General features: G+C 74.7%; 12 protein-coding genes. 3 read left to right on the top strand and 9 right to left on the bottom strand.

Features of this window, described 5'->3' with window-relative positions; genetic code table 11:
* Positions 1–123 precede the first annotated feature (123 nt).
* The 5 genes from SROS_RS18860 to SROS_RS18840 form a co-directional block, all read right to left on the bottom strand.
* Positions 124–2,184, bottom strand: coding sequence for an SWIM zinc finger family protein (locus tag SROS_RS18860; RefSeq protein WP_012890546.1), 2,061 nt, complete (start codon positions 2,182–2,184; stop codon positions 124–126).
* A complete protein-coding gene (locus tag SROS_RS18855) occupies positions 2,181–6,173 on the bottom strand; it encodes a vWA domain-containing protein (protein ID WP_012890545.1) in 3,993 nt (1,330 codons plus the stop codon). Before SROS_RS18855 ends, SROS_RS18860 begins: the two co-directional genes overlap by 4 nt.
* Positions 6,170–7,345, bottom strand: coding sequence for an ATP-binding protein (locus SROS_RS18850; protein ID WP_012890544.1), 1,176 nt, complete (start codon positions 7,343–7,345; stop codon positions 6,170–6,172). Before SROS_RS18850 ends, SROS_RS18855 begins: the two co-directional genes overlap by 4 nt.
* 176 nt (positions 7,346–7,521) lie before the next feature.
* Positions 7,522–12,432, bottom strand: a complete 4,911-nt coding sequence (locus SROS_RS18845; protein WP_218919873.1) for a DNA-binding protein — start codon at positions 12,430–12,432, stop codon at positions 7,522–7,524.
* Positions 12,429–13,304, bottom strand: a complete 876-nt coding sequence (locus SROS_RS18840; RefSeq protein ID WP_012890542.1) for a DUF4132 domain-containing protein — start codon at positions 13,302–13,304, stop codon at positions 12,429–12,431. Before SROS_RS18840 ends, SROS_RS18845 begins: the two co-directional genes overlap by 4 nt.
* A gap of 370 nt (positions 13,305–13,674) precedes the next feature.
* Between SROS_RS18840 and SROS_RS18835 the strand changes: the two genes are divergently transcribed.
* Together SROS_RS18835 and SROS_RS18830 are read left to right on the top strand one after the other, a co-directional pair.
* A complete protein-coding gene (locus tag SROS_RS18835) occupies positions 13,675–14,157 on the top strand; it encodes a cation:proton antiporter regulatory subunit (protein WP_012890541.1) in 483 nt (160 codons plus the stop codon).
* Positions 14,158–14,165: 8 nt separating this feature from the next.
* Positions 14,166–15,326 (top strand): cation:proton antiporter, encoded by a 1,161-nt coding sequence (locus SROS_RS18830; RefSeq protein ID WP_012890540.1) that lies wholly within the window; start codon positions 14,166–14,168, stop codon positions 15,324–15,326.
* An 82-nt stretch (positions 15,327–15,408) separates the two neighbouring features.
* Here SROS_RS18830 and SROS_RS18825 read toward each other — a convergent pair whose 3' ends face one another.
* Genes SROS_RS18825 through SROS_RS52990 form a run of 4 tightly spaced genes read right to left on the bottom strand, consistent with a single transcriptional unit; the run spans position 15,409 to position 20,097 of the window.
* The gene (locus SROS_RS18825) at positions 15,409–16,530 is read right to left on the bottom strand and encodes an MsnO8 family LLM class oxidoreductase (RefSeq protein ID WP_012890539.1); all 1,122 of its coding nucleotides are present in this window, start codon (positions 16,528–16,530) and stop codon (positions 15,409–15,411) included.
* Positions 16,527–17,600, bottom strand: a complete 1,074-nt coding sequence (locus tag SROS_RS18820) for an LLM class flavin-dependent oxidoreductase (protein WP_012890538.1) — start codon at positions 17,598–17,600, stop codon at positions 16,527–16,529. Before SROS_RS18820 ends, SROS_RS18825 begins: the two co-directional genes overlap by 4 nt.
* Positions 17,597–18,922 (bottom strand): NtaA/DmoA family FMN-dependent monooxygenase, encoded by a 1,326-nt coding sequence (locus SROS_RS18815; RefSeq protein ID WP_012890537.1) that lies wholly within the window; start codon positions 18,920–18,922, stop codon positions 17,597–17,599. Before SROS_RS18815 ends, SROS_RS18820 begins: the two co-directional genes overlap by 4 nt.
* A complete protein-coding gene (locus tag SROS_RS52990; protein ID WP_012890536.1) occupies positions 18,919–20,097 on the bottom strand; it encodes an LLM class flavin-dependent oxidoreductase in 1,179 nt (392 codons plus the stop codon). Before SROS_RS52990 ends, SROS_RS18815 begins: the two co-directional genes overlap by 4 nt.
* A gap of 118 nt (positions 20,098–20,215) precedes the next feature.
* Here SROS_RS52990 and SROS_RS18805 point away from each other — a divergent pair, with 118 nt between their 5' ends.
* Positions 20,216–20,770 carry a carboxymuconolactone decarboxylase family protein gene (locus SROS_RS18805; RefSeq protein WP_012890535.1) on the top strand — a complete coding sequence of 185 codons (555 nt, stop codon included), beginning with the start codon at positions 20,216–20,218 and terminating at the stop codon, positions 20,768–20,770.
* Positions 20,771–20,864 lie beyond the last annotated feature (94 nt).

Below are 20,864 nucleotides of genomic sequence, written 5' to 3'. Positions count from 1 at the left end.
TCCTCTCTGGGAGCGCCGCGTGCAAGCCGTACGGACCGAATGTGGTTCTGATCACCTCGTCGTGATCACCCCCGCCCCGCCCCGCCGGGAAGCGGATCCCGGCGGAGCTCACGGAGGCGGCCCTCAGTACCCGGAGTGCCAGGAGGCCCGGACCAGGGCCTGGTCCGCGGCGGCGAGGTGGATCGCGGCCGCCAGCCATGCCCAGGCGTACCCGTCGGGGCCGGAGTCCGTCGACCGCCCGAACACGTCACGGCTCCGGCGGTCGGCCTCGGCGGTGAGCGCGGCGGCCAGTTCGGCGGCGGCCTCGAACCCGGCCCGGCGCAGCGGGGCCCCCTGGGCACGGGAGTCACCGCTGCGCGCGCGTTCGGCGACCGCCCGCCGTCCTCCGGCGACGGCGAGCTCGACCAGCCGCCGGACCCGCCACAGAGGGGCGTCGGCCACCGGGTCCACATCAGCCTCGGGGGCCGCCTGCCACGGCGCACAGGCGTCATGCGGCGGGAGATGGGAGCCCTGCAGGCGGTCGTAGCCGAGGTCGGCACGGCCCTGCCAGCCGGCGGGGAGACGCAGCGTCGCCTCGGTCCCGGGCACCGGCCCGATCGCGAGCGGGCGCAGGGTGGCCGCCCGGTCGGGATCCAGCCTGCCGACCACCCGTACGAGCGTGCCGGGCCGGGACGCAAGCTGCCGCAGGTTGGCGACGTGGGCCAGGTCCGGATGGGAGCCGGCCGGTATGAGCCGGATCAGCGGGCCGTCAGGCCGTACGGTGGGCGGCGGCCGCCGCGCCGGGTCGTCGCCCTCCGGACCGGATCTCTCCGGTGGCGTTCCGGCGGGCAGCAGCTCACGGGCGAGCACGTGATCACCCGCGGCGCCGACGATCACCAGGTCGCATCCGACCGGTTCCTGGGCCCGCTCCGCCGCTTCCGACTCGTTCCAGGCCTGCCCGGAGAGCCGCGCGCCGACCGCCTCGGCCAGCGGCCGGGCGAACAGGGCGGCCATCGGTCCCGCCGTCCACGACATGCCGTTGATCGGGGTGGCGCGCACGCCGCCGCCCGCCCCGAGACGGCCGTCCGGCGAGACAGTCGCGCCGGCGATCAACAGTCCTGCCCGCGCCAGCTGCGCGTGGTTCAGCATGGCCGGGCCGATGGCGACGGGCGCGGTGGCGGCGCCACGGGCGCGGGCCGGCCCGCCCGGCTTGACGTCGGCCACCGAGAACCAGCGGCCGTCCTCCGTGACGAGGTGGGTGACCACACCGCCGTAGCCGGTGCCGCTGATCACCGGCTCCCGGAAGACGCCGTAGACGCGCAGGCTCCCGCCCGGCTGGTAGCTCCGGCGGACGCTGCCGACCAGCGCCGGGTCGGGGTCGGCCGCGGCCAGCCTGCCCGCGGTGAGCAGGAGCTCGCGCAGCGCGGCCACCAGGTCGGCGAGGCGATGGCCGTCGTGGCGTTCACGCGCCGCCCGCAGGCCGCGTACGACGCGCAGGGCGGCGGCCTCGGCCCTGGGCAGCCCGGCCAGGCGGGCGGTGTGGGCGGCCCTGAGCAGCTCCGCCTGGGGCACCGCGCCGGCCGCGGGCACCCCGGCCGACAGCGTCGCGGCGGCGGCGGCCCACAGGCCCGAGGCCGCCGCCACCTGCGCGGCAGTGGGTCCGGCGGGCGTGCCGGCCGCCGTCCCGCCGTGGGACGGATCGTCACGTGCGGTGGCGCTTCCCGTCCCGGAGAGATGGACGTCGGGTGGCCCGCTCGCCGCGCCCGCACCGGCGTCTGCGCCCGCGCCGGTACCCGCACCGGCACCGGCATCCGTGTCAGCACCTGCGCCGGCGTCGGCACCGGCGCCCATTTCGGTACCCGTGTCCGTACCGGCGCCGGCACCCGCGTCCGCCACCGGGCAGGCGCTGAGCACGGCCGCGCGATGCAGGCAGCGTGGCGCCAGGAGGCAACTGCAGCACGCCTGGCCGTCGTCGGTGATCACGCCGGACGCCCCCGGCGAGAGGGTGACCACCGTGTCCTCGCCGCAGCTGATCCGGATGCTCTCGCCGTCGGCGACGGCGGGCGTGGCGGCGTACTGCTCGATCGCCGCGTCCAGCTTCTTGCGGAGCCTGGAGGTGAGACCCTCGACGGCGGCGGCGACCACGTGCGGTGCCGCCGGCGGGAGCTGTCCGGCCGGGGGGACGGTTGATGTGGAGGAATTCACCGGGACTCTCCGCGAAGGCGGTCGCCCACCCATCGGGCGAGGGCGAGCGGGCTGAGGGCGGCGACGGGCATGCCGGCCGCGACGAGCTGCTGGGCGACGGGGAGCGAGTAGCGGGGAACGCCGCTGTCGTCCAGGGCGGCACACCCCATCAGGTGGACGCCGGACCCGGCGAGGGAGCGGACCTCGCCGAGCAGGCCTCCGATCGGGTAGCCCTCCTCGAAGTCGCTGACGACCACGACAAGCGTGCGGCTCGGCACGGTGACCAGCGAGCGGGCGTGGGCGAGCCCCGCGGCGATGTGCGTCCCACCGCCGACCCGCACTTCGAGCAGCAGGGAGAGCGGGTCGGCGACCCGGTCCGTCAGGTCGATCACCTCTGTGGAGAACGACAGGAAGTGGGTGGAGAGCGTCGGCACGCCCGCCAGCACCGCGGCGGTCAGCGCGGACCAGACCACCGAGGCCTCCATCGAGCCGGACACGTCGACCACGAGGATCAGCCGCCAGTCGGCCTCCCGGCGGGCACGGGTGCTGAACACCGGTCGCTCCGGGACGACCACGAGCCGGCCGTCGCCCATGCGACGCGTGTGCTGCAGGTTGGCCCGCAGGGTGCGCGGCAGGTCGATCCGGCCGCCCGGGCGGCGGGTCGGACGCGGCGTCGCCAGCCCGGTCAGGGCGGGCCGCAGCCGGGTAGCGAGCTCCCGGGTGAGTTCGGCGACCAGACGGCGCACGAGTGGCCGGAGCTTGGCGAGCCGCTGCTCGGGCAGGCCTCCAGCCAGGGTCAGCACGGAGGTCAGCAGCTCGACGGATGGCCGTACCGCGGCCGGATCGAGTTCGGTGAGCACGTCGGTCCGTCCGGCGTCGGCGGCCCGGGCCAGCACCTCCTCTCGCACCTCGGTCCCGAAAAGGACCTCCAGTTCCTCGGCCCACTCGCGAGCGGTGGGGAAGGAGTCTCCCCGGCCGCCGGAGTCGCCCCCTTCCCCGGGGCTCTGCCCGAAGTGGCCCGCGCCTTCACCCCGTCCCGTTCCGTACAGCTCGTCCAACGCGCGCGCGTAGGAGCGGGCGCCCGCCGGGAGCCGCTCGGACTCCCGGCCGAGCAGCAGCCGCCACCGGTCGGCCGGCGTGAACCTCCGCCGGGCGCCGGGCCCCGCCTCCGTCACCTCGGCCGTCTCCGGCCGCGCCGGCGTCCGCGGATCCTCCGTCACCGCGCCCGCCTCCGGTGACGGAGGCTCTTGCGTGTCCTCCACCTCCTCGCCGTCCCGTGCGGGTCGGCGGTCCGGCGCGGGTGGCTCCGGCGCGTCGGATGGCGTGCCGGCCAGGGCGGGAGCGGACGCCGGGACGGGGAGCCGGAGCGCGTGCAGCGCGGCCAGCCCGGCGGCGTCGGCGGCGCTCCACAGGGCGAGCAGCCCGGGCGGAGCGCTCAGCGTCAGGTCGAGCCTGTCTCCGAGGCGCTCGGACACGGCCCCCAGCAGCCGGGTACGGCCGGCGGGGGTGAGGGTGTCGAACCCCCCGCGCAGCGCCGGCAGCCGGTCGAGGAAGTCCCTGTCGGCGAGGCCGTCGATGCGGTCCATGAGCGGATCGAGGGCCGCCGGCGCCGACTGGAGGAGCGGTCCGGCGGCCGTGAGCACGCCGGTCAGCAGGCGGCTCAGGCGATGGCGGCCGTCCGGTCCGGTGGCGGCGCCGACCCATCCGGCGGCCCGGGCTCCCAGAGTGCCGGGGCCGTCCAGGTCGAGCAGGACCCGGGCGGCCAGGGCCGCGCCCTGGATGAGGGGGGAGGCGGTGCCCGTGAGCGCGGCCAGGGTGTCGTCCATCCGCAGCCCGAGGCGCTCTTCACCGGCCCGGGTGGCGAGGGCGACCAGGGCGGCCGCGTCCTGCGGCTGGTCGCTGCCGGCCAGGCCCGGCAGCGCGCGGACCGCGGCCTCCAGCAGGGTGCCGGCCAGCTCGGCGGCCTGCTCGCGGCCCTCCGGCGTGGTGCCGGGAAGGTGTTCGCGGCGCAGCGCCTCAAGCAGGTCGAGAGCATCGAGCAGTTCGGCGAGCGTGGCGGTGGCGGGAAGCGCGACGGCGGCGTCGGCGAGGCGGTCGGCGACCAGCTCCGGCAGGTCGCAGCGGGCCGCGGCGCGGAGGCCGCTGAGGATCAGGCCGCAGGTGGGCCCTCCTTCGGCGGACTCTCGGCGGAAGGTCTCGCGCAGCGTGCCGGCCGCGGCCTGGGCAAGGGTGACACCGCGGACGCCCGCCAGGTCGAGCAGTGCCGGGACCGCGGGAGTCCAGGAGAGCCGCCACCTGGTGGTGAGCGCGGTGGAGTCACCCGTTCCGGTCACCTCGATCGGCTCGCCGTAGCCGACGCCGCAGAGCAGCAGGCGTTGCAGCGCGACCTCCCGGCGCGCGTCCAGATCGGAACGGAGCGGGTCCAGGCGTACTTCACGTCGTTCGGGGTTGTCGGGGCACGGGAGCCGGAGCGCGGCGAGATCGGCCTCGACGGCGGGGCCGAGTCCCGAACGCGGCGTGCCGGGCGCGATCCGGCCACGGTCGGTGCCGACGAACACCGCGTCGAGGGCCCGGGCGAGGGCCCGCCCCCGGCCCAGGGGCTCGCCCTGGCCGAGCACGGTCGTCACCGCTTCCAGCAGCTCCCCCCGTCCCGGCGAGGGCAGGCCGCGCAGCCGCGCCAGATCGCAGGCGAGCCGCAGCGCCTCGACGGCCTCTCCGGTGCCCGCGGTGTGCCCGGCGGAGCGGAGCTCCCGGCACAGGCCGGTGATCGCGCGGGCGGCGCCGTCCCTGACGCGGCCGGGGTCGCCACCGGCCATGAACACCGTCTGCTGCCAACGGGGGTCGCGGATCCCCGCCGGGTAACCGGATCGCGAGTCGAGCAGGTCGAAAGCGTAGGGGACGAGCGAGGTGGCGGCCGGCGAGCCGGCGCGCGCGGACGGGACAGCCGGAGGGGCGGCGACCGCACCATCCGTGGCCGGAGGGAGGACGACCTCGCCGTCCATGGCCGGAAGGGCGGCGACCGCACCATCCGTGGCCGGAGGGGGGACGACCTCGCCGTCCGTGGCCGGCCGGCCGGATGTCGCCTGGCCGCCTGCCGTACCAGGCGGCGGGGCGGCGCCGTCCGCGCCGGTCCGCCCCGGCTCGGCGGTGTCAGGGATGATCAGCGCGGGAGCGTGGAAGGCGCCGACCACCGCCGCGACGCGCCGGCCGCCCGCCGCGGCGTCCTCGAGGACACGGCGCATGTGCGCCTCACGCGCCATGTCCACGGCCGGCACGCCGCCCGCGGCCTCGGCGTCCCGGCGCAGTGCCCAGCCGACGCCGAGGGCGGCGCGGCGCACCGCTTCGGGCTCGCATCCGGGAGCGAGGACCTCCACGGCCCGGTCCCACATGTCGTCTCCCTCGCGGCCGGTGCCCGAGGCGGCCAGCGCGGCGGCGAAGGACGTTCCCCGCGAGGCCGCCGCGCCTGCCGGAACCGGAACCGCGTCCGGGCCCATCGGCCGAGCCGGATCCGGGGACCGTACCGTGCCGGGCGCCTGCGCCGTACCAGCGTCGGACGCCTGCGCCGTATCGGACGCCTGCGCCGTGCCGGGCGCGTGCCAGCCGGGGTCGGACAGCGGGAGGTCACAGCAGAGCACCTCCGCTCCGCGCTGCCGGGCCCAGCGGATCGCCACCAGCTCCGGGGAGAAGTCGGCGAACGGGTAGAAGCCCAGCCTCCCCTCCCCGTCGGCCCCGGCGAGGGCGACCGGCGCGAGGGTTCCCGGGTCGGCCAGGTGCGCCAGCCACGGCTGGAAGTCCGCCGGCAGCTCGACACAGACCACTTCGGCGTCGGCGGCGTCCAGCAGCGCGGGCAGGACCACGGCCAGCGCGGGACTGTGGTGGCGCACTCCCAGCAGGTACGGCCGGGCGGAGGAGGCCAGCGCGGCGACCGCCCGCCGGGGATCGGCCTCCCCGCCGTGGCGGGCGGATCGCCGCGCGTCCTGCCCCGTCTCCGGTTCGCTGTGACAGGTCAACGGAGGTTCTCCCGCAGGTCCCAGAGCCGGCGCCACATCGCGGAGCCGTCCTCGGCGCGACGTCGCACCGGGCCGTCCCAGTAGCCGAGCAGCCGCCCGTGGTCGGCGGGGTCGTCCTTGCGGACGACGCCGAGCAGGTGTCCCGGCAGCAGGTCGAGGACATCGCCGTCCGGCAGGTAGGCCGCGGCGACCCCCAGTGAGGCGGCGACCTGCACCGCCTCGGCGGTGGACATCACCGTGCCGGGCCGCTCCACGTCCCAGCCCTCGTCCGAGCGGCCGGAGCGCAGGTCGCGGAAGACCGTGACCAGCGCGTCGAGCACAGCGTCGTCCACGCCGAAGGCGGCACCCGCCCGCTGCACGACCGAGGTGGCCTGGCGGCGCACCAGGGAGGTCTCCGCCTCGGCGTCCGCGATGGGGTCGACGGTCTCGAAGTTGAACCGTCGCTTCAGCGCGGCCGACATCTCCGAGACGCCGCGGTCGCGCAGGTTGGCCGTGGCGATCACGCTGAAGCCGGGGGTGGCCGCCACCTGGGCGTCGGCGGTACCGGCGAGCTCCGGCACGCTGAGCCGCCTGTCGGACAGGATCGACACCAGGGCGTCCTGCACCTCGGGCAGGCAGCGGGTGATCTCCTCGACCCGGGCGACGCGCCCCGCGCGCATGGCCGTGAGCACCGGGGAGTCGACCAGCGCGTCCCGGCTCGGGCCCTGGGCGAGCAGCAGGGCGTAGTTCCAGCCGTAGCGGAAGGCGTCCTCGGTCGTCCCGGCGGTGCCCTGCACGGTGAGCGCGCTGGTTCCGCACACGGCGGCGGCCAGCAGCTCCGACAGCATCGACTTGGCGGTGCCGGGCTCGCCGACCAGCAGCAGGCCCCGCTCCCCCGCGAGGGTCACCACGCACCGTTCGACCAGGGCGCGTTCGCCGACGAACTTGGCGGCCACCCTCAGCCGGTCCGGAGCGCCGCCGGCCGTCCCGCGGCGGTTCTTCGGCAGTTCCAGCGTCTCGTCGCCGCTGCCGCAGACGAAGGTCACCACCGCGCGTGGCGTCAGCGCCCAGCCCGGCGGGCGGGGCCCGGCGTCGTGGGCGGCCAGGAAGGCGAGTTCGGTGGCGTACCGTTCCTCGGCCGCGAGCACCTGCCGGGCCGGAGGGACCGTCACCTGGTCGTCGGTCATGGTCATAAAGGGAAGTCCTTGTGCTCTGGATGATGATCTGTGAAGTGCCGCCCGTGGTGGGCGGCCCGGCCGGTGCCGGGTGTCTCCCCCGCGCCGCGGCGCGGTGAGGGCCCGGCCCCGTCCGGCGAGGCGGGTGCGCCCGCCGGACGGGACCGGGGTCGCACCCGCCCCGGTGCCCGGGTTCAGCGGCGCCTGCCGCGCCTGACCCTGAGCTCCTCGAACCGGGGAGCGTCGCCGTCCCGGACCCGCTGCCAGGCCCTGCGGTAGAGGTCGGCGGCGGGCTGGATCGGCACGATCGGTGTGCTCTGGCTCCCGGCCCCGTCGAACAGGGGGAGTTTCCACTGCTCCAGCGGGAGGCACGGCGCCTTCAGCTCCGTCCAGCCGCCGGGCAGGAACAGCGAGCGCCCGGCCCGCGCCCGGTTGGCCTCGACGACGAGGGCGCCGGCGGCCAGCTCGGCGCGGGCCTCCTTGAGGCGGGCGGGCTTCCAGCCCGTCCACCGGGCGACATTGCGGTCGGTCGGATCCGGCATGGCCAGCAGTGTCAGGTAGAGGACCGCGGCGTCCTCGCCGAGACCGTGCTCCTTCGCCACCTCGACGACCAGTTCGGGCACCGACCGGGTGGGATCCTGCGGCCACCACGTGCCGTCCGCGTCCCGCTCCCCCTCCACGGGGTCGCCCGGATCGGCCAGGAGCGCCTCGAACCGCGGGTCACGGGCGGTACGCAGCGCCGTCTCGACCGGGAACGAGCCCTCGGAGCCGACCAGGGCGCGCAGGTACGGATCGTCGCCGGCCGCGTCCAGCAGGGCCGTACGGATGCCCGGCGCCGGGCGGGTGTCATAGGTGGCCATGATGACGGCGCCGTATCTCTCGTAGCCCTCGCCGATCTCGGTCGGGGCTCCGGCGGCCTTGCGGAACCCGGGCAGGTCGACGTACCGGCCGAGGTCGAGCATCAGCTCCGGGCCGGCCAGCCGGTCGCGGACCATCGCCAGCGCCCTCGGCAGGGCGGCGCGGATCGGGTCTCCGGCGGGGAGCCGGTGGGCGAGCCAGCCCGCTGTGGCGACGGCCGTGACGAGCGTGCTCGCGGTGAATCCGGTGGCGTTCCCGTCGACGGGTCTGACCCGGTCGCCGTTGACGCCCCAGACCAGATCCCGGCTCAGCTCCGGCGCGGCGGCCGGGTCGGCGAGGGCGCGCAGTGCCCGGCCCGTGTCCCATCCCGTCCGCACCGCGCGGGCCGCCTCGCCGAGCAGCCATTCGGGGATCGCCGCCTGCCGCCCCACCTCGCTGTTCCACACCTGCGCCGCGCCGGCCGCGTCCGGGCCGTCCGTCCAGAGGCGGGCGGGGTCCTCGGGCAGGAGCGCCGCGACGACCGCGCGCCGGGCGTGGGCGCTCAGCTTGCGCAGCTCGTCCTTGGCGACGGCCGCATCGGCCATCTTCACCCCGAGGGTGGCCCGCGCCTCCTTGGTGATGAAGCCGCGCTCGTAGGCGTCCACGTACGGCAGGCCGGCCACGACCAGCCGGGCGACCGTCTGGGAGACGCCGGTGAGCCGGGCGAACTCCTCCGCGGCCTCGGGCCGCCAGGGCGCGGGGCCCCGCTCGGCCAGCTCGGTGAGGAACGCGCCGAGCCAGCCCTCCCGCCGGTCCTCGCCCACGGGGGACGAGGAGCGGACGGTGTACGGGCTGGGGACGTCGAAGCGGCCGGCCGGGTCGTGGAACAGCGCCGTCCACACGCAGCCGGAGTCGTCCGGGGACGACCGGCTCACGAAGGCGAGGAGCGCGCCGCCGCCCAGCGGCAGCACCCCGAGCCATGTGCCGCGGCGCAGGCTGCCGTCGACCACGGGCAGGTGGTGTTTTTCGAGGTGCAGCGACATCCGGCGCCACCGGGAGGGGTCGGCCGCGGCGGGCAGCCCGAGATCGCGCAGGTCACGCAGGAGCGCGTGCAGTGCGGTGCGGTGTTCCTCCTCGATCGTCGCCGTCGCGGCCCGGAACGCCAGGGCGGCGGAGTGGTCGAGCAGGGGGGCCCAGTTCAGGCCTGCGGGCGGCGACTCCGGCAGGTCGAGGTGGAGGCGGCCCGGGGGCGCCTCCGAGGGGGCCGCCGCCAGCGCCTGGCCGATCGACTGGATCTGCCGGAAGGCGCCGTCCAGCTCCTGGCTGTGCCACGAGTTGTCGGCGGAGCCGCCGAGGCCGCTGAGCGCCTGGTTGAGCAGCCGGTCCACCGGGCCGGTGGGCGACTCCTCCCGGTGTCCGCCGGCGAGTGCCTCGGAGAGCCGGGCCGCGACGGCGTCCAGCTCGGCCTGCCGGGCGGCGGCGAAGCGCACGACCCCGGTGATGCCCGCCACCAGCGCGTCATGGCTCACCTGCGGCAGCAGGGCCCGGATCCGCGCCCGCAGCTCCTCCTCTCCGGTCTCGCCCCCGGCGACGACCGCTTCCAGCAGGGCCGCCGAGGTGTCCCGGTCCATGCGGCGCAGCAGCGCGGAGCCCTCCGGGTCCCTCGGCCGGAGGCAGTGCCAGTAGCGCGGCGGCGGCAGGACGAGCGTGCCCGCGGCGAAGGCGCCGGGGACGTTGTCCGTCTTGGCCACAGCGGTGACGACGCCGTCCAGGTCGACCAGGTCGACCTGGTAGCCCCCGTTCTTCACGACGGCCCGGGGCCGGTCGTCGCCGGGGAACGTCAGGGCGCGCAGCGGGGCTCTGGAATCGGGCGCCACGGTGACGGCGCGGCCGGAGAGGTCCTCACCGCGCATCGACCCGTCGGGCAGCACCACCACCCGCCAGCCGAACAGGCCGCCCACCGGCGTGCCGACGGGGGTGGGCCCGTCCGAAGGAGCGGGCAGCAGCCAGCCCGACCGGAACGTGCTGCCCGCCGGGGCGGTGCGGAGCGCGTCGGCGAGGAAGCCGGGCACGCCCTTCCTGCCCTGCTCCCCGCTGAGCGGGTCGTATTCGTACCATCCGGTGCTCTCGTGGTCGGAGCCGTCCCAGGTCCACACCCAGAACGAGGTGCCGTCGGTGATCACCGACCGCTCGCCGGGCACGGCCGTGTCTCCGGGGTGCAGCACCCCCTGGCCGGTCGTCCGCCCGCCGCCGGGCAGCGGCAGGCTGACCGGATCGTCGCCTCGGTACCAGTTCAGGCGCGTGCCTCGGGTGCTGCCGATCCCCTCCAGCAGATGGATCCGGTCGGCCGAGGTGTGCCAGTATCCGCGCAGCTCGCTGCCGAGCTGCCGGGAGTGCCAGTAGACGAGCAGCTCGCCGTCCACGTAGTGGAAGCCGTGGTCGTCGCCCCAGGTGTCCCCGGCCGGGACACGCAGGTCGTGGGTGAGCACGGTGCCCTCGGCGCTGAGCACCCGGACCTGCGAGGGTCCCGCGACGATCAGATGCGGCCAGGCGTCGGCGACGACGAGGTCGTCGACGTCCTTCCTCGGCACGAGGGTCTCGGCCGCCTCCTCCCAGGCCGGCCAGCCCAGTTCGTCGAAGAGCCCGGCCCTGAGCGTCCGGGCGAGCACCAGCGCGACGTCGGCCCCGGCCGCCTGGCGCACCTCCTCCTCGGCCAGGACCAGCGCCTCGCCCGGCAGCCAGGACAGCCGCCGCATGGCGTCGGGCAGCTCCGGCAGTCCGGCGGCCGACGACCGCAGGGCCACCTTCCGCATCCACTCGGCGAGCATCGGCCGCCCGCCGGGGGACTCCGCCAGGACGCGGACGGCCCGCTGCCCGTACTCGTTGGCGCCGAACCCGTCGGCCCCGCGCTGGAAGGCGGGCCGGAAGCGGGGGTCGGCGGCCAGGGCGAGCAGATCGCGCCGGCCTTCGCCCTTCGCCCAGGGAATCAGGTGCAGCGACCGGCGCTCGTCGGGGTCGGCCACGGGGATGTCCAGGGCGAGCAGCAGGTCCAGCAGGTCGACGTCGTATTCGACCGTCGGCGCCTTGCGGCCCGGCTCGGCGAGCTCGGCCCGCAGCCGGTCGGCCACCCGCTCCACCAGCGTGTACAGGCTGGGCAGGCGCGGCGGGATCCCCCCGGCGCGGTCCCGTGCCAGCAGGAATCTCCCGAGCCAGCCCGCGGTGCCGTCGGCGGGCCGCTCCCGCTCGGGCACCTCGCCGCCGGCCAGGCCGGCGGTGGCGCCGGACTCCTCGAGTATCTCCAGCCACAGGCCCGGCAGCTCGCCGTCCCTGACCTGCGGCATGCTGTTCAGCAGCGTCCCGCGGACCTCGGGCTCCCGCCGGCCCAGCGACGCGACCGCCGGGCGGTGGGCCTTCCACCAGCCCGCCGCGGCCCGCTGGGTGGCCGGCAGGCCGAGCAGTTCGGCCAGGTACGCCTGTTCCGCCTCGGCCGCGTCCGCGCCGGCGGCTCTGGCGAGCCGCCGCAGGTCGTTCGCCATCTGCGCCGACGGCGGCAGCCCTCCCGCGGTGCGCCGTACGCACAGCCGCGTGAACCGGCGCAGCGCCTCGTCCGCGGGCAACCGGCCGGCCATCTCCCTGGCGTATCCGGAGAGCACCTTGACCGGCAGCGCCCCCGCGAGCGCGAACTCCAGGAACACCGCGTCGAGCCGGTCCTCGTCCACCGCGAGCCCGTGCTCCGCCTCGGCCTTGCGCGCCTGGGCGAACATCTGCGCGGCGTAGGTGGTGTTCTCCACGCCCAGGAACACCCGGCCGGCCTGCTCGTAGAACGTGGGCAGGAAGTGCGGGACGGACGCGGCCAGCTGACCGGCGAGCCGCTGGTAGGCGTCCAGCGCGGCCTTCGGCTTGGACTTGACCTGCCGGGCCGTACGCTCCAGCTCGGGCACGACGGCGAGCGCGTGGTGCCCGTCCCCGGGGTGGTGCACCAGCACCCATTCCGGGAAGCCGAGGGAGCGTCGCGCCCCCAGCCCGACGACGGCGGGCTCCCCGTCCGGCTCCAGGCCCAGGAAGCCCGCCGCCAGGTCCTCGGCCGCGCCGAGCTCCCCGGCGACCAGGCGTACGACCACCCGGTCGTCCAGCCCGGGGTGACGGTAGCGCCGGGCGGTCAGCGGCACCGCCCGGTCACCGGCCCCCTCGGTGTCCGGGGGCAGCACCGCTCCGGCCTTCAGCAGTTCCGCGGTCCTGGCCTCCGCCTGCGACATGTCCCCGCTCACGCGTCATTCCCCTCTTCGACCTGCCGGCCGGCGTGGAGCGCCGCGGCCATCCGCATACCCTCCGACCAGGCGACCGGGCCGACCTCGCGCAGCGGAAGCGATCTTCCGTCCTGGTCGTGCCAGGTGAGGCCGCCCGTCGTCACCTCGCCGTCCCAGTACGGCTCGCCGATCCACACGGCCGCCTCCGCGATCCGCCCGGCGTCGCGGACCCGGCACGTGGCGTAACCTCCGGACACCCGGTAGCCGAGCGAGGTGGCCCGGGCCGCCAGGCCGAACCGGGAGGTGTATCTGCCCCCGGCGAACTCCGTCACGTCGGTCGCCTTCTCGCCGCGCTCCGCGAGGTCCGCGGGCCTGCGCCAGGTGGCGCGGTGGATCTGCTCGACCTTCTGGACCACGCCCAGCTCCGCGGCGAACTCCCGGAGGTCGTCCAGTTCGGGCAGCAGCACGGGATGCGGCAGGGTCACCGTCCGCGGGGACAGCCGGACGGTCTCGCCGTCCAGGTTCACCACCCGCAACTCCCCGGAGTCGGTGGCGTCCCGCAGGAAGCCGACCTCGTCCGGGTCGTCGCCGACCACGGCCAGGTCCCGCAGGGCCGTCTGCCACGCCTCGTCCGGCCACACGCGGGCCAGCAGCCCGGTCGGAACGGGCAGGGACGACACCATCCAGATGTCCACCTGTGCCACGCACGCGGCGGCGTGCCGGTCGAGCCACTCGGCGAAGCGGCGCAGCCGGTCCACCTCCGGATGCTCCCGCAACGCCTTGGGCAGCGACTTCAGCTGCCGCCCCGCCGACCTGCCCGAGGCGGCTCTCGCCGTGATCCGGCCCTCTATGAGGGCGACTTCGTACGCGTCGCCCACCGCCAGCCAACCCACCGGTTCCGCCTTTCGCCGTCCATGATCTGTCACATTCTGCAGGGATTCGTCACCTGTGCCGATGTGATGCGCGGAACGCTAGCGACCCCGACCGACAAACGCGATCACGCGCCCGAGGTTCCACGGGCGGGGCGGCCGGCGCGCCGCCGGCCGGCCGCTCACCGGCGCGGCGGGACGCGGTGTGGACGGCAGGCCCGGAGTTCAAGGGCGACGGTGCCGGCGGGCCGCAGGCGGGTTCCGCCCACCGCCGCACGGGCAGCACGCGAAGCCAGTCGGATGGCACATGTCACCTTGGAGATCCTCCCCTTATGTCATTGATTGGTAGGTTCAGGTAAACAGCCGCTACATGCACAAACGGAGGAATGGCACGGTGGAGGTCGAGCAGACGGCACTGCCCGGAATCGGACTACGGCACGAGTTCACCACTCGTTCGGGGCGGCGGATCGGGATCGTCTCCCACCGGACGGGCCGCCGCGACTTAGTGATATACGATCCAACCGACCCCGATCGCGCGTGCGAGACCGTCAAGCTGAACGACGAGGAGGCCGACGCCCTCTGCGAGCTGCTCGGCGCGCCGCGCATCGTGCAGCGTCTCAACGCCCTGCACCGCGAGGTCGAAGGCCTGGTCAGCCTCCAGCTTCCCATCCTGCCCGGCACCCCGTACGACGGGCGGCCGATGGGTGACGCGCGCGTGCGCACCCGCACCGGCGCCTCCGTCGTGGCCGTGGTCCGTGCCGGGCAGGTCTTCGCCAGCCCCGGCCCCGACTTCGTGTTCGCCGACGGTGACGTGGTCGTCGTGGTGGGCAGCCCGGAGAGCACCGCCTCTGTCGCCGACATCCTGACCAACGGTTAGGGCAGCGGGTGCACGACACGGCAACTCTGATCCTGGAACTCGGTGCCGTCCTCCTCGGGCTCGGCATCCTCGGTGCCCTCGCCATGCGCGTGGGCATCTCCCCCATCCCCCTCTACCTCCTCGCGGGCCTGGCCTTCGGGCAGGGCGGCATCCTGCCCCTGGCCACCAGCGAGGAGTTCATCTCGGTCGGCGCCGAGATCGGCGTCATCCTGCTGCTGCTCACCCTCGGCCTGGAGTACAACGCCGACGAGCTCGTGACGAGCCTGAAGGGCAACGCCCGTGCCGGGGTCGTCGACCTGGTGCTCAACGCGGCGCCCGGCGCGATCGCGGCGCTGCTGCTCGGCTGGGGCCCGGTGGCCGCGGTGGCCATGGCCGGCGTCACCTACGCCACCTCCTCCGGCATCACCGCCAAGGTCCTGTCCGATCTGGGCTGGATCGGCAACCGGGAGACCCCGGTGGTGCTGTCCCTGCTGGTCTTCGAGGACCTGACCATGGCGGTCTACCTGCCGATCCTCACCGCCATGCTGGCCGGGGTGAGCTTCGTCGGCGGCGCGGTCACCGTGGGGATCGCGCTGGGCACCGTCAGCGTGGTGCTGCTGGTCGCGCTCCGCTACGGCCGCTTCATCGAGGCGTTCATCTCCAGCCCCAACTCGGAGGTGCTGCTGCTGAAGGTGGTCGGGCTCGCGATGCTGGTCGCCGGAGTGGCCCAGCAGCTCCAGGTCTCCGCCGCCGTCGGGGCCTTCCTGGTCGGCATCGCGGTCTCCGGAGAGCTGGCCGAGGACGCCCAGGCGCTGCTGAGCCCGCTCCGGGATCTGTTCGCCGCGGTGTTCTTCGTCTTCTTCGGCCTGCAGACCGACCCCAGCAAGATCCTTCCGGTCGCCGGGCTGGCCGCGCTGCTCGCCCTGGTCAGCATGGTCACCAAGCTGCTCACCGGCGCCTACGCCGCCCGTCGGGCGGGGATAGCCAAGGCGGGACAGGCGCGGGCGGGCATCGCGCTCATCCCCCGCGGCGAGTTCAACATCGTGATCGCCGGGCTCGCGGTGGCCGCCGGGGTCCACCCCGACCTCGGCCCGCTGGCCGCCGCCTACGTGCTCATCCTCGCCGCGTTCGGCCCCCTGGCCGCGCGGCTCGTCCAGCCCCTCATCACCGCCATCGCCAAGCGCGCCTGAGCGCCTGACGGTCGCGTCCGGCGCGCGGTCTCCCCTGCGGAGCGCGCGCCGGACGCGGGTCCCCGATCCCCCGCCCGCGCTCTCAGCCGCCGGCCCACTCCTTTGCGAGCAGCTCGTAGGAGCGGACCCGGTCGGCGTGGTCGTGGGTGATGGTGGTGACGAGCAGCTCGTCGGCGCCGGTGACGTCGCGCAGGACGCGCAGCCTCTCGGCGACGGTCCGCGGCGAGCCGGCGAACTGGGTCGCCACCCGGTCGGCGACCAGCGCGTGGTCCTCCTCGCTCCACTCGTGCGCCGCGGCCTCCTCCGGCGTCGGGAACGGGATCGCGCCCGCGCCGGTGCGGATGCTGCGCACCCACAATCCGTACGGCGAGGCGAGCTCGCGGGCCGTGTCGTCGTCCTCGGCCACGACCACGTCGGCCGAGACGATCAGATGGGGTTCGGCGAGGGTCTCCGACGGCTTGAACGCCTCCCGGTAGGCCTCGGCCGCCTCCAGCACGGTGGACGGGCTGACATGGTAATTCGCCGCGAACGGCAGCCCGCGCTCCCCCGCCACCTGCGCGCTCTGACCGCCGCTGCTGCCCAGCACCCACAGCTCCACGTCCGCGCCCTCGCCCGGTACGGCGTGCGCCGCCACCCCCTCGGCCGACCGGTAGGTCCCGGCGAGCAGCGCGAGGATGTCGTCCACCTGGTCGGCGAAGTCGGGGCTCTCCGCGCCCGGCTGCTGCAGCAGCGAGCCGTACAGCGCCAGGAGCGGCGACGCGGCCAGGGCGGCGAAGGAGAACGGTTCCGGGATGAGCAGGCCGTCCACGACCCTGGCCGGTCCGGGCGGCTGCGGGGGCCTCTTGGCGAGCTCGGCGAACTCGCTCCCGCGCCGGCCCGACCGGCCGAGGCCCAGGTCGAGGCGGCCCGGGTACAGCGCGTCGATCAGGCCGAACTGCTCGACCACGGCGAGCGCCGTCTGGTGGCCGAGCTGCACGGCGCCGGAGCCGACCCGGATCGTGCTGGTCGCGGCCGCCACGAGGGCGATGAGCACGGCGGGGGCGGCGCCGGCGACGCCGGGCGCGAAGTGGTGCTCGGCCAGCCAGTAACGGCGGTAGCCGAACTCCTCGGCGCGCCTGGCCAGGTCCAGGGTGTTGCGCAGCGCGTCGCCCGTCGTGCCCCCGGAGGGGACGGGGGACAGGTCGAGGATCGACAGTGAGGTCATGACTGCCTTTCGAGCCGGGGGCTTCCGTGCCTCGGGAACGGCCTGCTGGGGATCTCCCTGCGCAGCACGGGGGCGATCTCGCTCTGGAAGAGTTCGAGGGCGGCCCGGTGCTGCTTGTCGGTCAGGCCGTCCGCGTCGGCGTGCAGATGCATGACCTCGTGCCCGAGCCGCTCGTGGTAGCGGTGGACCTTGTCGATGATCTGCTGGGGGCTGCCGACCAGGATCGAGCTGCGCTCGATCGCGTCCTCCAGCGTGTGGAAGACCGGGTCCACGCCGGCCTTCCTGAACAGCTCCAGGCGGGCCTCGAAGATCGGCCGGTAGGTCTCGATCGCGTCCTGGGAGTTCTTGGCCGCGTAGTAGCCCGCGCTGCCCGCGCCGACGAGGGCGTCGGCGGGGTCGTGGCCGTGGAACTCCCAGCGTTCCCGGTAGTGGCGGACCAGCTCGGCGTAGGGCTCGACCGGGTTGGTGACGTTGGCGGAGAAGAGCGGGTCGCCGTACTGCGCGGCGAGGTCCACCGACTCCTTGCTGGTGGCGCTGCCGTGCCAGACGCGGATGGGCCGCTGCAGCGGGCGCGGCCAGGTCTCGGCCTCCTCCAGGGACGGCCGGAACCGGCCTGACCAGGTGACCTTGTCCTCGCGCCACAGCCGGCGGAACAGCTCGTAGCTCTCCCGGTTGCGGTCCCACTGGTCCTCGCCGGTCACGTGGAAGAGCTGGGCCTGCGCGGCTCCGTTCCCCTTGCCGATGATCAGTTCGAGGCGGCCGTCCGAGAGGTGGTCGAGGGTGGCATAGTCCTCGAACGCCCGGACCGGGTCGAGCAGGCTCAGCGTGGTGACCGCGGTGAACAGCCTGATGGACGACGTCCTGGCGGCGATGTGGCTCAGCACGACCGGCGGGGAGGAGGAGATGAACGGCCGCTCGTGCCGCTCGCCGACGCCGAAGCCGTCGAAGCCGAGCTCCTCGGCGAGGACGGCGTTCTCCACCACCTCCCGCAGGCGGGCGTTGGTCGACTTCAACTCGCCGGTGATCGGGTTCGGCCCGTGCACGATCAGGGTGATGGCCAGGAACTTCATACGTCGCCCTCCAGTCCGAGATGGCCGCGGAGCGTGGTCGTCCCGTATTCGGCGCGCAGGACGCCGCGCTCCTGGAGCAGCGGGACGACCTTGTCCACGAACTCGTCCAGGCCGGTGGGCGTGAGGTGCGGCACCAGGATGAAGCCGTCGGCCGCGTCGGTCTGCACGAACTCGTTGATCTCCTCGGCGACCCGCGAGGGCGAGCCGATGAAGGACTGCCGGCCGGTGACCTCGATGATCAGGTCGCGGATGCCGAGCCGCTTCGCCTCGGCCAGCGCCCGCCACTCCGCCGCCGTCTTCAGCGGGTCCCGGGACATGCGGGTGCGGCCCTTGATGATGGAGTCCTCCGAGACGTCCGGGTCGATCTCCGGCAGCGGGCCCTCGGGGTCGTAGGCCGACAGGTCGCGGTTCCAGAGCTGCTCCAGCAGCAGGATCGCGGTCTGGGGGCTGACCTGCTGCCGCCGGATGTGGTCGGCGTTCTCCTGGGCTTCGGCGTCGGTGTCACCGAGGGCGAACGTGGCCCCGGGGAGGATCTTCAGCGAGCCGGGCGCCCTGCCGTGCGCGACGACCCTGGACTGGATGTCGCGGTAGAAGGCCTGCCCCTCCGCCAGCCTGCTGTGCCGGGAGAAGATCGCGTCGGCGGTGGCGGCCGCGAAGTCCCTGCCTCCTTCGGAGTCGCCGGCCTGGATGGTCAGCGGATGGCGCTGCGGGCTGCGGGGCACGGTGAAGCGGCCGCCGATGTCGAAGTGGGTGCCCCGGTGGGCGAACGCGCCGGCGTTCGCCGTGGCGAAGGTGCCTGTCGCGGGGTCGGCCACGAGGTCCTCGTCGGCCCAAGAGTCCCAGAGCTCGCGGACCGTCCGTACGAACTCCTCGGCGCGCTCGTAGCGCTGGGAGTAGTCCAGGTAGCCGCCCCGGCGGAAGTTCTCCCCGGTGAAGGCGTCGGAGGAGGTGACGACGTTCCATCCGGCCCGGCCGCCGGACAGGTGGTCGAGGCTGGCGAGCTTGCGCGCGAGCTCGTAGGGCTCGTTGAAGGTGGCGTTGACCGTCCCGGCCAGCCCGAGGTGGGTGGTGACCGCGGCGAGGGCGGAGAGCACGGTGAGCGAGTCGGGGCGGCCGACCACGTCGAGGTCGTGGATCCTGCCGCGCTGCTCGCGCAGCCGCTGGCCGTCGGCGAGGAAGAAGAAGTCGAACCTGCCTCGCTCGGCCGTCCGCGCGAGGTGGGCGAAGGAGGCGAAGTCGATCTGGCTGCCCGAGGCCGGATCGCTCCAGACCGTCTGGTTGTTCACGCCCGGGAAGTGGGCGGCGAGGATGACCTGCTTCATCGTCGGCTCCCTGCGTAACGGCTGGCGGGGCGGGGCAGTCCGAGGTGGCCGCGGAGCGTGGCGGCCCCGTACGCGCGGCGGAAGGCGTCGCGCCGCTGCAGCTCGGGGACCAGGCCCCGGGTGATCGCGGTCAGGTCGGCCGGCAGTACGGCGGGGCGGAGCCGGAAGCCGTCCAGGCCCGCCCCGCGCCATTCCAGGAGCAGGTCGGCGAGCTCGCCGGGCGTCCCGGTGAAGATCGCGGCGTCGGAGGCGTACTCGGCGCCGTCGAGCTCGTCGAGCCGGGCCTTGCGGTCGCGGGCGTCCTCTCCCACGAAGACGACCAGATCGGCGAAGATCTTCAGCTCGCCGCCGCCGAGGTCGCGGACCTCCGCCGCCACGGCACGCGCCTGCTCGGTGTCGTGCGGCGTGATGTAGACGACGTCGGCGCTGCGGGCGGCGAACTCGTACGGCAGGCGGGAGTGGGCCAGCGCGGTGACCGGCGGCTGTCCCTGCGGCGGGCGCGGGACGATCGAGGGGCCCCTGACGCTGAAGCGGGGGCCTTCGAAGTCGATGTAGTGCAGCCTGTCGCGGTCGACGAAGCGGCCGGTGGCCACGTCACGGATCTCGGCGTCGTCCTCCCAGCTGTCCCAGAGGCGGCGGACCACCTCGACGGAGTCGGCGGCCTCGTCGAACAGCTCCTGGAACACGGGGAACGTCTCGACGGCACCGGCGTGCTCCGGCCGGAGCTCGGGGATGTCACGGCGGCCGAAGTGGGCGGCCTCGGCGCGCCGCCCGGAGACCTGCACCCGCCATCCGGCCCGGCCGCCGCTGACGTAGTCGAGGGTGGACAGGGCGCTGGCGAGGTGGAACGGCTCGGTGTGGGTGGTGGTCGCCGTGGGCACCAGCCCGATCCGCCCGGTCAGCGGGGCGATCCGGGACGCCACGAGGACGGCGTCGAAACGGCCGCGCACCTGGTCGGTGCGGTCGTCGGGGCCGTCCAGGCGGGTGGTCTGCAGGGCCAGGGTGTCCTCGATGGTGACGAAGTCGAGCAGGCCGTGCTCGGCTTCGGCCGCGAGGCCGGCCCAATAGGCGGCGGTGAACAGGGTCTTCGGGGTGGCGGCGGGGTCACGCCAGGCCGCCGGATGCCATCCGGCGCCGTCGAGTGCGACGGCGAGATGGAGAGGAGCTGCCGACATATCCCGACGATAACACTAAAACCCGAAATTCCTACATGTTTAGTTGGCTTTATGAAGGGATTGACCGGAAGGGGTCCTTTCGCCCACGCTGCGTCTGAGCCGATCAACAGGAGGGCCCATGCCGCACATCGACCTGCCCACCGACGCACCTGGAATCGGAGGGCTGTTCCACTACCGGCCGCAGACCGCTCTCCCCATGGCGCAGCTCGCCGAGGTACTGCTGTGTGGCGAGCACTCCCTGTCCCGGGGCGAACGCGAGCTGATCGCGACCTATGTGTCCTCGCTGAACGACTGCGGGTTCTGCACCCGTTCGCACGCCGCGTTCGCCGCCGCGCAGCTCCCCGGCGGCATGGACCTGGTCTGCCAGGTCACCGACGACCCGGACGGCGCCCCCATCACGGAGAAGATGAAGACGCTGCTGGACATCGCCGGAGCCGTCCAGCGCGGCGGCCTCGAGGTCACCTCCGACCACGTCGGGGCCGCGAGGAAGGCCGGGGCCACGGATGTGGAGATCCACGACACCGTGCTGATCGCGGCCGCGTTCTGCATGTACAACCGCTACGTCGACGGCCTGGCCGCGCTGACCCCGGAAGACCCCGCCGTCTACGAGTCGATCGCCGAGCGCATGGTGACCGGGGGATACCTGCCCGCCGCGGCCGCCCCCGGCGGCTGAGGACCGGCCGCCGGGGGATCCGCCCGCCACAGCGTCCAGGCCTTCGCCCGGTATGGCCGGTCGGAAGACCCGCCGCCCAGGTGACCGAGCCGGC

It is taken from the genome of Streptosporangium roseum DSM 43021 (assembly GCF_000024865.1).
Lineage (GTDB): Bacteria > Actinomycetota > Actinomycetes > Streptosporangiales > Streptosporangiaceae > Streptosporangium > Streptosporangium roseum.
The sequence above is the reverse complement of the archived record's forward strand: the minus strand, read 5'-3'. Positions and strand labels throughout refer to the sequence as shown.